The 12,344-nt window shown below is 41.8% G+C and carries 10 protein-coding genes; 8 read left to right on the top strand and 2 right to left on the bottom strand.

The genetic code is table 11. From position 1 onward, the window contains the following. Window positions 1-26: 26 nt before the first annotated feature. Window positions 27-2,348 (top strand): efflux RND transporter permease subunit, encoded by a 2,322-nt coding sequence (locus AC1XUE_RS01935; RefSeq protein WP_483354246.1) that lies wholly within the window; start codon window positions 27-29, stop codon window positions 2,346-2,348. Between the two features lie 196 nt (window positions 2,349-2,544). Here the strand turns inward: AC1XUE_RS01935 and AC1XUE_RS01930 are convergent, their stop codons facing one another. Next, the gene (locus AC1XUE_RS01930) at window positions 2,545-3,267 is read right to left on the bottom strand and encodes a proteasome-type protease (protein WP_483354245.1); all 723 of its coding nucleotides are present in this window, start codon (window positions 3,265-3,267) and stop codon (window positions 2,545-2,547) included. 186 nt (window positions 3,268-3,453) lie between these two features. Here AC1XUE_RS01930 and AC1XUE_RS01925 point away from each other — a divergent pair, with 186 nt between their 5' ends. Next, window positions 3,454-3,924 (top strand): nuclear transport factor 2 family protein, encoded by a 471-nt coding sequence (locus tag AC1XUE_RS01925; protein WP_483354244.1) that lies wholly within the window; start codon window positions 3,454-3,456, stop codon window positions 3,922-3,924. A 188-nt stretch (window positions 3,925-4,112) separates the two neighbouring features. Beyond that, a complete protein-coding gene (locus AC1XUE_RS01920; RefSeq protein WP_483354243.1) occupies window positions 4,113-4,820 on the top strand; it encodes an SGNH/GDSL hydrolase family protein in 708 nt (235 codons plus the stop codon). A gap of 295 nt (window positions 4,821-5,115) precedes the next feature. Here the strand turns inward: AC1XUE_RS01920 and AC1XUE_RS01915 are convergent, their stop codons facing one another. Continuing rightward, on the bottom strand, window positions 5,116-6,033 hold the full coding sequence (locus tag AC1XUE_RS01915) for a diacylglycerol/lipid kinase family protein (protein WP_483354242.1): 918 nt from the start codon (window positions 6,031-6,033) through the stop codon (window positions 5,116-5,118). 88 nt (window positions 6,034-6,121) lie between these two features. Between AC1XUE_RS01915 and surE the strand changes: the two genes are divergently transcribed. The 5 genes from surE (at window position 6,122) to AC1XUE_RS01890 (ending at window position 12,327) form a co-directional block, all read left to right on the top strand. Continuing rightward, window positions 6,122-6,859, top strand: a complete 738-nt coding sequence (gene surE, locus AC1XUE_RS01910) for a 5'/3'-nucleotidase SurE (RefSeq protein ID WP_483354241.1) — start codon at window positions 6,122-6,124, stop codon at window positions 6,857-6,859. A 143-nt stretch (window positions 6,860-7,002) separates the two neighbouring features. Then, window positions 7,003-8,328, top strand: a complete 1,326-nt coding sequence (locus tag AC1XUE_RS01905; RefSeq protein WP_483355988.1) for an MFS transporter — start codon at window positions 7,003-7,005, stop codon at window positions 8,326-8,328. Between the two features lie 72 nt (window positions 8,329-8,400). Then, a complete protein-coding gene (locus AC1XUE_RS01900; protein WP_483354240.1) occupies window positions 8,401-10,713 on the top strand; it encodes a DUF7133 domain-containing protein in 2,313 nt (770 codons plus the stop codon). Between the two features lie 105 nt (window positions 10,714-10,818). Further along, window positions 10,819-11,370 (top strand): TetR/AcrR family transcriptional regulator, encoded by a 552-nt coding sequence (locus AC1XUE_RS01895; protein ID WP_483354239.1) that lies wholly within the window; start codon window positions 10,819-10,821, stop codon window positions 11,368-11,370. 51 nt (window positions 11,371-11,421) lie between these two features. Continuing rightward, a complete protein-coding gene (locus AC1XUE_RS01890) occupies window positions 11,422-12,327 on the top strand; it encodes an NAD(P)/FAD-dependent oxidoreductase (RefSeq protein WP_483354238.1) in 906 nt (301 codons plus the stop codon). Window positions 12,328-12,344: the final 17 nt, after the last annotated feature.

The raw sequence follows: 12,344 nt of genomic DNA, 5'->3' as shown, positions 1-12,344 counted from the left end.
CCTTTTGAAATCAATAAGAACAGCATATGTGGAATAAAATCGCGACCGGCATCATTCGCTATCGCATGATGTGGGTTGCACTGGTACTCGCGTCCACCCTTTTCATGGCCTACGAAGCCAACAAAATTGAACTGTCATATCAATTTGCCAGAATACTCCCCTCAACAGATCCGGTAGAAAAAGAATATCAGGATTTTCGAAAACTTTTTGGAGAAGATGGCAGCGTAATGGTGATTGGTTGGCAGGATCCTCAACTTTTTGAAGTCGATAAATTTCGTGACTGGTGTAAACTAACCCAACGCATCAGGGAAACGGACGGTATCAAAAGTGTTCTGTCGCTGGCCAATCTGCAGAAGGCAGTGCGAAACGACAGTCTGCGTCAATTTGATTTTGAGCCGGTCATCAGACAAATTCCTTCCACACAAACAGAAGTTGACAGTCTTAAAAAGGAGATTTTAAATCTTCCAATTTACGAAGGCCTCGTTTTGAATTCTGAATCTAATGCAACGCTTATTGTTGTTACCTTTAATGACAAAGAACTTAATTCCAAACGCCGACTTACCATAGTAAGTGATATTGAAGCAATTGCGGAAGAGTTTGCCACTAAATATTCAGCTGATCTGCACTATTCGGGTATGCCTTATATCCGTACGGTGAATATGAAAAAGATATCAGGTGAAATGCAGCTCTTCATGGGTCTGGCTGTTTTTGTTACTTTGTTGATTCTATGGGCGTTTTTTCGCTCATTCCGGCTTACTTTATTATCCATTCTGGTGGTACTGATCGGAGTAGTTTTCTCAGTTGGAATCCTACATTTGTTTGGATATAAGATCACCGCACTTACAGGCCTTATTCCTCCCCTGTTGATCGTAATTGGTGTTCCTAACTGCGTTTTTCTGATCAATAAGTACCAGGCAGAGCTGAGGGATAACAAGACAAAAGATGAGGCGATCAGAGAAATGATTCGTCAGATCGGGTTATCCACTTTCCTTGCCAACACCACAACTGCAATCGGTTTTGGTGTTTTCTATTTTACAAACAGCAGCCTGCTGGTGGAATTTGGTGTGGTGGCTGCGATCAGCGTCATGGTCACGTATGTACTTTGCCTAATGCTTTTGCCTATCACCTTGCATTACATGAGCGTGCCCAAAGCGCGGCATATGAAGCATTTGGATGGGAAATGGGCAGCTGGTTTTCTGTCAGCTGTAAATAAACTGGTGCACTACCGTAGAAAGGAAATCTACATTTCGATGGTAGTGATGATCCTTGTTTCTGCTTATGGTATGACCAAAATTGAAACAATAGGCTATGTGGTGGATGACCTGCCCAAAAAGGATATCGTGTATACTGACCTCCGTTTCTTCGAAAAAAACTTTCATGGCGTTTTACCTTTTGAGGTCATGATCGACACAAAAGTAAAAAATGGTGTCTTCGGCGACCAGGCTAAGGTATTATATAAGATCAAAGCACTGCAAAACGAAATGGCCAATTTTACTGAATTTTCTAAGCCGTTGTCTGTTGTACAGGGTTCAAGATTTCTTTATCAGGCTTACCGGGGTGGGGATGCTAAATATTTCGCTCTGCCTGGCGTACTTGAACTTGCCAAGCTTACTGGGTATGTTGAAGGAAAACAAGGTGCTTCCCGCCAGCTCAATTCCTTCCTGAATGAGGATAAAAGTGTGACACGCGTAAGCTTTCAGATGGCTGATGTCGGATCAGAAAAAATTAAGGAATTAATGAATCAGATCAGGCCCAAGGTAGATTCTATTTTCAGTCCGGATCAATATAAGGTAAGTCTTACTGGTCACAGCTTAGTATTCCTGAAAAGTAATGATTACCTGCTGAGTAATCTTTATGAAAGTCTGTTGATTGCAATTGTACTTATTGCTATTGTAGGAATGGTCTTGTTCCGTTCCGTTCCTATCATTTTACTTTCCAAGCTTCCCTGTCTGATACCATTAGCACTCACTGCAGGTATTATGGGTTATTTTGGCATCTATTTTAAGCCTACTACTATCCTGATTTTTAGTATCACATTTGGTATAGCGTCAGATGGGACGGTTTATTTCCTGACACGCTATCGCCAGGAGATCTATGAAAAAGGGATGAGTCCATCTCAGGCCATTACCAATTCAATTTTCGGTACAGGCCTGAGTATGATCTACACCGCTGTCATCCTTTTTTGCGGTTTTATCATTTTTGCAGCTTCCAGCTTTGGCGGTACTGCTGCAATGGGTGTAATGGTTTCTATCACGTTGTTGGTTGCCATGTGTACAAATCTTATCTTGCTTCCGGCCTTACTTTTATCCATTGCCAAAAGGCAGGGAAAAGATGTAAAACCTTCTTGAAATGTAGGATTATGGTTTAACTCCCGCTTTTTTCCTGACAGCAAGTGTATGATAAACTGTAATAGCTAATGGTCGGATATTAAAAGATTATCGATTCTTTGGCAGCCTTGTATGGATCCTACGATTTAGAGAGAGTATAATTAAAAATGCCCGGTTGCTGATTGTTTAGTGACCGGGCATTTTTTCTATAATTGTGCTAAGGAATCTTGTCAAAAGATGAGTCCATCCATTCTTCAGGAATATCGTCAAGAGCCTGTTTGAGTTTATCGGCCCATATTTCAGACACTATTTCCAGGTCTTTCTTTTCATAACGATGCTCCACGATTTGAAAGCTGTCTTTTTTATACAGTACCACATCTATAGGAAATTCAACGTCATTGTTACTCACTCTGGTTGAGTCAAACGAAAGAAATCCCGCTTTTAAAGCTTGCTTCATTGAGGATTCATCGTTCAACACACGGTTCAGAATAGCCTTCCCCTGGCCGGAATTACCTATAATTACATATGGTGACCCCTCATCGAGCTCCACCCAGTTACCCTCTGAATATAAAAGAAATAGTTTATGTTCGGCATCATCTTTAAGTTGACCTCCAACAATAGTATTCAGATTGAACTTAAAGCCTGCTTTTTCAAGTGCTTGCCGGTCTTCTTCAGCAACTCGTTTGATCTGCTCCCCGAAAGCATTCACTGCCTTGTAAAGCTTGTTATATACAACCCCTTCATTCAACAATTCCTCAAAGTAATGTACAGCCTTATCCCGCACAGACCGCAATCCACTAGTCATCAGAAATAATGAATAATTGTCCTTCTGCGTAATGTACATTTTCTTCTTAACAGTGGTGTTGGTGCCTGCTGTAATTCTGGTGTCTGCAATCGCAACCAGGCCCTCTTTAACTTTTATTCCGAGACAGTAAGTCATCTTTTCTTGGTTTGCCAATATAATTCTGAGTTCAACGGATCCCAGGCTGATCATTTCAACGCATCAAAAATACCAAATTGGCTTTGTTGAAAAGAAAGTTTTCCTACATTTAATCAGATTCTTTATGATTGCTTTCATTAATATCTCACTTGTTCTATCAACTTTTCTCGCTAAACATCTACAAAAATGACTGAAAATGAAATACTTATAGATCGGTTTTATTCCGCTTTTAAAAAAGGTGATTATAAAACAATGCAATCATGCTATGCCGATCAGGCTACCTTCAGCGATGCTGCCTTTCAAGGTCTTGATAGCGATCAGGCCAAAGCCATGTGGGAGATGCTTTGTAAAAATGGAAAGGATTTTCAATTGTCCTACTCCAATGTGACAGATCAGGCTGGCGGAGCGTCCGCAGACTGGGTGGCTTCTTATACTTTTTCCAAAACTGGTAATAAAGTTGTTAATCGGGTACACGCAGATTTTGTGATAGAAGATGGGAAAATAGTAAATCATATGGATCAATTCGATTTTTACGCCTGGGCGAAACAAGCCTTTGGAATAACAGGGCTACTGATTGGCTGGACAGATTTCTTCAAAACAAAGGTTAGAAAGACTGCTGATGAAAATTTGGCCAGATTCATGGAAAAAAGGTCGTGACAGAACTTTTTGTCATCAGCATAGAGTCGCGCTCCTCATTTACCAACTAATTCTTCAGGGATTTTGATGATCTTTTTTCCAGGTTCTATGTCGACTGGATTTCTTCTGACGTAATTTCTCCTGCCGAATGAATCCAAACAACTATTTATCCAGTATATCTCTATCCAACCTTTTCGATAGAATAGAGTATGATAAAGCTGGTAAATATAATAACTGCCCTATTCCTGGTATTTACAGCATGTAAAACCAGTTCAGAGCAACCTCCAATCGCTCCGGGAGATAGTAACGGGCAAACAGGCAGCATTCGATTCCTGGCCTTGGGTGATTCCTATACGATAGGACAAAGTGTAAGTGAAGATCAGCGGTGGCCTGTTTTGATGGTAAATGAATTGAAACGAGCCGGAAAAGCAATAATGCCTGCAGAAATTATAGCACGTACCGGCTGGACCACTCGTGATTTGATCAACCGGCTCGATGGTACTCCTCCCAAACAGAAGTATGATCTTGTTTCACTGCTAATCGGAGTAAATAATCAATATCAGGGAAGAAGTGTTGAGGAATACCGAAATGAATTTAACACGCTTTTGGAGAAGGCGGTATCTTACAGTAACGGTGGAAGAAATAAAGTGTTCGTTCTTTCCATTCCGGATTGGGGAGTTACACCCTATGCATCCGGATCCGACAGAAATAAGATTTCTGTTGAAATTGACCAGTTTAATAAAATTGCAAGAGAGGAATGTATGAAACAGGGAATCGTATTTATCGACATTACGCCGGTGTCACGCACAGCATTAAACGATAAAAGTTTGGTAGCAACAGATGGGCTTCACTTTTCGGGAAAGATGCATCAGCTGTGGGTGAATGAAGCTATTTCTATTGTGAGTAAAAAGATTTAGAAAAACCTCCACTACACGAGTAATGGAGGTTTATGTACTATTATTCCAAAATTCTGTAACCTTTTAGCTTCCTTTAAGCGCTTTTAATCTTTTTTGCGATTCTCAGCAACCGCTGATGATTTGTGCCATTTCAAGCTGTGTGTATATCGTAAATTGCTGTATTAATAACTCTATACAATTGATCTGATTTCTTTTTAAAGCACTTCTTTATGCCGATTCGATAGTACAAATGTAACATCAGTATATATCCGGGTCCAATCATAAAAGGTTATATCTTATAACTAAAAGTTATTGGTTAAGCTTTTTCCGCTTCGCTTTGAGTAACTAGGAATTCTAACAAACCGGGTAGTACTTCAATAGTTATCTTTAAAGGTTTATCCAATTTCAGGCGTTCATCATCTATATGAATATCCTTTCCATCCTCCCACTCTATCTGTATTTTTTTAGCCTTGATCGTTGTAAATGCAAATTCATCAGTTCCGCCGTTGATCTGATTCAACAGAAATTGTTCGAACTTTGACTGATGTTCATCAGGTATTAACACGATTTCAAATTCTCCGTCACCGGGATCTCCGTTTGACAATTTCAAATTCGGACCAATAGACTTTGTGTTAATTACTTCAACCATAATATATTTCCCTGTATGCTCACTGCCATCGGCCACAATACGGCATTTTTTTGGCTTATAGTTGAGCACAACATCATACAGGACTGCCTGAGCGGCCTTTAGCTTTTCATCTACATCCTTTCCTATTTCGTCTTCCATTTGATCCATCACTTTGATGAGCCTGGGGAATATACCAAAGCCAAAAGCTTCAAGGAAAAACATATTTTTTTCAAGGCCGGAAACCTTTCCGATATCAAATTTCTTTTGCTTACTCTCCAGCCATGTTTTAATAATATCCTTTTCTTTGCCTTCAATACCTAATGTTGCGGCGATATTGTTAGCTGTACCATGAGGGAGTAGAGCCAATGGATATTGCTTGTCGATTAATCTACGTTTAACAAGTGCTTTGGCTGCACGTCTTACAGTACCATCGCCTCCTGCCACGATCAGAAAGTCACTTTTATCAGAAAAATCATCCCACCCGTCCTGCTTCACAGAAGCATATGTAACTTCAAAGCCTTGTTTCTTAATCAATTCCATCAACTCGCTTTTAGAAAAGTCTTTTTCGCCGGCAGTTGGATTGTGCAAAAGAGTAGCTCGTTTCATAGTCATGTTATGTGTATAACCAATGATTTTATAAAAAATATACCAGGCATAATTTTGTTATGTGCTGTGCCAAACAATACAAACGCATATGAAAATTCTGGTAACGAATGACGATGGAATATACAGTCCGGGTATTGCAGCATTAGCCAAAATTGCATCCAGATTTGGTGAGGTAAAAATTGTTGCACCGGATGTTGAACAATCCTCTATGGGTCATGCCATTACAGCTTCCAGGCCTTTGTCTTACAAGAAATCGCCTGTACATTTCGATGGCATTGATGCCTATCGTGTGAACGGTACGCCAGCCGACTGTGTGGCCTTGGGACAACACCTTTGGGACAAGCCCGATGTTGTACTTTCAGGTATAAACATGGGGCCAAACCTGGGGAATGCTATGTGGCATTCCGGCACATTAGCTGCTGCCAAACAGGCTGTTTTGTTTGGTTTAAAGGGTATTGCGCTGAGTACTCCGGCCGGAGATATAGATCCCGATTTTGAGAAATTGGATAATTACGTAGAAAAAACGCTGGCCTTATTGTTTGAGAATCCACACCTCAATCTGGTTAACGTAAATTTTCCGGTAAATCCAAAGGGGGTGCGCTGGACGAGGCAATCAGTCCGTTTGTATGATAACCGCATAGAACCAGGACTTGATCCTATGGGCAGGAAGCATTACTGGTTTACAGTATTTCCACTAGAACCAGCCGATGAAGGAACGGACAGATGGGCAGTTGAAAACGACTTTGTATCCATTACACCGCTCAGGCTTGATCTTACGAATGAGGCTGAATTGGAAAAAGCCCGACAGGCCTACCCTATTGCTTAAAATAAAAAATTCATACTGACTGATCCGCCATATTATCAACCCGTTGTATATGGCGGATATCTTTTGTTGGAAATCCGGTAACGGTGGTAAGGGGTAAAACGGCTAAATTGTAGTCTTATAGCCAGAGATCATATTTACATCCTATTCCCCTAAGTGAAGTAGTATACTTCTTTTCCACTATGAAAGAAAATAATACCGGCAATTATCGTTGGGTGGTTTGTGGTTTGCTCTTCTTTGCAACCACTATTAATTACGTTGACAGACAAATCCTGGGTTACCTTAAACCTACGCTTGAAGTTGAATTTAACTGGACAGAAAGCGACTACGCTAATATTGTCATGGTATTTGCAGCCTGTTACGCATTCGGTTATGTACTCTTCGGAAATTTTATTGATCGCATCGGCTCAAAATTAGGCTATACAATATCTATTGTGATCTGGAGCATTGCCGCCATCGCGCATGCATTCGTAAAGAGTACCTTTGGTTTTGGTGCAGTAAGGGCTATCTTGGGACTAGGTGAAGCCGGTAACTTTCCGGCGGCAGTGAAGGCAACAGCCGAATGGTTTCCTAAAAAAGAACGAGCACTCGCAACAGGTATATTCAACTCGGGAACAAGTATAGGAGCTGTAGCAGCACCCATTCTGGTGCCCTGGCTATTAGGTACCTATGGATGGCAGGATGCATTCATCATTACCGGGGCGCTCGGTTTTATCTGGCTTGTATTCTGGATCATTTTTTACGAAATACCATCTAAAAGCAAAAGGGTTTCGGCTGAGGAATATGCCTATATCCACAGCGACAACGAGACTGTTTCGGAAGGCGTACAGCAACCGATTAAATGGTCTGAATTACTTGGATTGAAACAGACTTGGGTATTTATTGTTGGTAAATTACTCACTGATCCTATCTGGTGGTTCTTCTTGTTCTGGTTGCCAGCCTATTTTGCTACTACTTTCTCGCTAGATCTTAAAAAACCTAGTATACACCTTGTAATTGTTTATACGGCTACAACGTTTGGAAGTATTGGCGGAGGGTGGCTGTCTTCCTATTTGATAAAAAAAGGTTGGGCACCATTAAGAGCGAGGAAAACGACTTTGCTCATTGTTGCTTTCGTCGTATTACCGATCGTATTGGCCAAATTTGCCACAAACGTGTGGGTGGCTGTAGGAATAATCAGTATCGCTGCGGCCGCCCATCAGGCCTGGAGTTCTAATATTTTCACAATTGTTTCGGATATGTTTCCGAAAAGAGCTGTTAGTTCTGTCGTGGGTATCGGAGGAATGGCGGGGTCGCTAGGCTCTACATTTTTCCCCCTTTTGGTAGGAGCATTACTGGATTATTATAAAGGTTTAGGCAATATTGGTGCTGGTTACAACATTCTTTTTGTTATATGCGGACTGGCCTACATCGTGGCCTGGCTCATTATCAACTATTTAACAAAAAGTATGAAGCCGATTGACAATTTATAGGAATTAAATTTGAAACTCATTCACCGTGAGGATCTGTAAATAGCAGATCATTATTGAAGCATAATTAACCAGATGAAAAAATACCAGTATCCTTTTTTGATAGTCGGTTTCTCGACGCTACTGTTCTACTGTACTGCCAATAGGCAAGCTGGAAGTGGACAGACTACTCAGGTTGTGAAGACTGAAGACGTGCAGGTCACAGATTTCAGTAAATCACCATTCGTTTCTCCGGAAGCGACAATAAGTAAAATGGTGGTTGAAGATGGGTTTGAAGTGAAGCTGGTAGCAGCCGAACCGCTCGTTAGTGCGCCGGTGGCGATGCTTTTTGATGACAAAGCCAGAATGTGGGTCGTAGAAATGATCGGTTATATGCCGGATACAATCGGAACGGGAGAAGATATTCCCAACGGGAAAATTGTTATCCTGGAAGATAAAAACAAAGATGGTATATATGACGACCGTAAGGTTTTTCTGGATTCGCTCGTTCTGCCAAGAGCCATTTGTCTGATTGATAATGGTATTCTTGTTGCTGAACCGACTAATTTATGGTTCTATGAAATACAGGGTGACAAGCCTGTAAAAAAGCAGTTGGTGGATGATCAATATGCTGTAGGAGGAAATGTGGAGCACCAGCCCAATGGTTTGTTGCGCACGATGGACAACTGGATTTACAACGCAAAGTCAGATAAACGATACCGCAGGGTCAAAGATAAGTGGGTTGTAGAGCACACGCATTTCAGGGGCCAGTGGGGAATTACTCAAGACAATTACGGGCGGGTTTACTATAATAATAATTCTCAGAACCTGCTGGGGGATTATTTTTCACCGGGCTTCGGAGCATCTAATAAGAATCAGAGAGGAGTTGCCGGATTTAATGAAAAGTCTGTGGCAAACAACAAGGTTTATCCCATCCGTCCTACACCTGGTGTAAATCGCGGATATATGAAGAACGTGCTTAATGATAGTCTTAAGCTGAATGAATTTACAGCTGCAGCAGCACCTGTTATTTACAGAGGAGATTTGTTCGGAAAAGAGTATGAGTGGAATGCTTTTGTTCCTGAACCATCAGCCAATCTGATCAAGCGAAATGTTCTGAAGGAAAACGGTTATGTTACAAAGGGCGAGCAAGCGTATAAAGGCAAGGAATTCCTGGCAAGCACTGATGAGCGTTTTCGCCCGGTCACGTTGACTAACGCACCGGATGGATCCATGTATATTCTGGATATGTACAGAGGAATTATTCAACATAAAACCTACCTTACTCCTTACCTTAAAGACCAGATCGGCAAACGGGAGTTGACTCAGCCATTAGCAAGTGGCAGAATTTACAAGGTAGTGCCCAAGGGTAAAAAAACACAGAATGTAACCCTACAGGGAAGTCCGGCGGAGTTGGTAAAGTTGCTAGGACATGCTAACGGGTGGGTGCGCGACAAGGCGCAACAAAAGCTGATTGATACCAAATCCACTGAAATCATTCCTCTTTTACGTACCGCTATTGGACAAAAGGAAAGTCCGTTATTCGCATTGCATGCGCTGTGGACGTTGGAAGGTTTAGGAGCCTTGAAAATCGAAGAAGTACTGGCATTTGTTAATAATCCTACCTGGACATTCAAAATGCAGGGGCTGACTGCAGTTCCGTCGGTCATTTCAAAAGACAATTATGCGAAATTGACGACTGCGCTGGATCTGTTAATATCGTCAGACGATACTTTGTCTGCGCCATACGTCGCCTTTCTTGCTCCGTCAATCAAACAGTTTGATAGTGCTGCTTCGATGAATCTTTTGAAAAAACTCTCCCTTGCTTATCCGGATAACAGATATGTGGCAGATGCTGTAGTGAGCAACCTGCAGGATGAGGAAGAAGGATTTTTGGTAAGTTTGAAAAGTGATCTTAAAACTACCGATCCGTTCGTAGCGAAGCAGCTTCAAAAAGCAATTGCCAATGCAAAAAGTGCTGCTGCCAATCGCAATCCTGAAATATTAAAGAAACAATTTCCAAAAGGCGAAGCGCTCTTTACATCGATCTGCCAAACCTGCCATGGTATTGATGGTAATGGTGTGAAATCCTTAGGGCCTCCATTGAATCAGTCGGAATGGGTAACGGGAAATCGTGATAAATTGATATCTATCGTTTTATTTGGACTGACCGGTCCTGTGAAGGTCAATGGCCATGTATATCAGGCACCTGAGATCAGCGGGGATATGCCGGGAATAGGATACGATCCTGATATGCAGAGTGAAGACATTGCGCAGTTACTGAGCTACATACGTAAGTCATGGAGAAATAACTCGGATCAGGTATCTACCGAGGATGTAGCGAAAGTGAGGAAGAAACTTTCAGGACGTCAAAAGGCATTCACCGAAGCAGAATTGAATAATATATAAGCCAAATAGTTTTAGGAGTTTGCTAAATCGCAGAGACGGAAATTCCTCTGCGATTTATTTTTGCAATTGATTGTCTCATATCTGAGACATGCTTATATTTGTCCGATGATTCAAGATACCAGACATGCGCTTGTGGAAGCGGCTATTATTGTTTTCAATGAAGATTTCTCTGCTCCGCTAGAAAAAGTGGCAGAGAAAGCAGGGACAACCCGCCGGACGCTGCATCGTTATTTTCGCGACAGAAAGGAGTTGATGGTCGAATGTGAAACCGAGATGCAAAAAGCCTGTCGTATAGCCAATGAGTCTGCTTATCAACTAAGTGATGAACCCTTAGTCCGCTTGGAAAACATGTTTAACGCTGGCTTGGAATGTGGCGTTAAGAGTGCATTTCTGAGGAAGTTACATCATCAATATGGACATCAACACAAAAGTCAGACAAAAACCTGCAAAGAGTATGACCGGACGACCTCGCTTTGGCGCATACATATGTTGTCGCTTCAGGAAAGAGGATTGATCAGTAAAGAGTTGAGTATGTGCTGGATCGATTCTTTTTTTTACAGTATTGTAGAAGCAACTACAAATATGGACAGTATTGCAGACAAGCAAAAGGTTCGGAATTTGGCGTGGTATTCATTCAGTAAGGGAATAGGATTATAAAATTTTTGACCATATGTGTCTCACTTTTGAGACACAATAAAACATAAAAAGATGGCAACACAAAAAAAATCAGATGTTATTGTTGTTGGTGGCAGTTATGCCGGACTTGCAGCGGCCATGTCTCTGGGACGAGCGCTGAGACATGTTCTGATCATAGATTCGGGTAAGCCGTGCAATGCGCAAACCCCACATTCCCATAACTTCCTCACACGCGACGGAAGTACCCCGGCTGAACTGGCGTCTATTGCCAGAGATCAGGTTCTGTCCTACCCTACCGTGGAATTTTTAAACGGCACGGCTACGTCTGTAACGGGAACGGATGGTAATTTTGTAGTCGAAACTGAAAATGGGGAGCAGTTTGAAACATCCAAGGTTTTATTTGCAACCGGTGTAAGAGACTTGCTTTCTGAAATTCCGGGTGTGCGTGAGTGCTGGGGAATCAGTGTGATCCATTGCCCCTATTGCCATGGTTATGAAGTAAGAAACGAGAAAACCGGCATCTGGGTGAATGGTTCTGCAACACTCGAATTTGCATCTCTGATCAGAAACTGGACTCCGGAGCTCACCGTGCTTACCAATGGAGCAGCGACTTTTGACAGTGAAACTTTTGAAAAGTTAGATCAAATGGGCGTCGTGGTAAATCAGTTACCTATTGCTCAGATTATACATGAAAAAGGATATGTAAATAACATCAGCTTCGAAGATGGCAGTAGCCTTACTCTCAAAGCATTATATGCCCGATTCCCATTTGAACAGCATTGCAATATACCGGAACAAATGGGATGCGAAATGACTGAGCATGGCTATATCGCAACCGATCATTTTAAGAAAACCAATATTGCCGGAATTTATGCTGCAGGTGATAATTCCTTGATGATGCGTTCTGTGGCCAATGTGGTAGCCGCCGGCAGCATGGCAGGTGCAATTATAAACAGGGAGTTGCTGGACATACGCTGAAGCTTTTGATTTCCAAA

Source organism: Dyadobacter sp. HNCC25DJ187, from assembly GCF_056895255.1.
The sequence above is the reverse complement of the archived record's forward strand: the minus strand, read 5'-3'. Positions and strand labels throughout refer to the sequence as shown.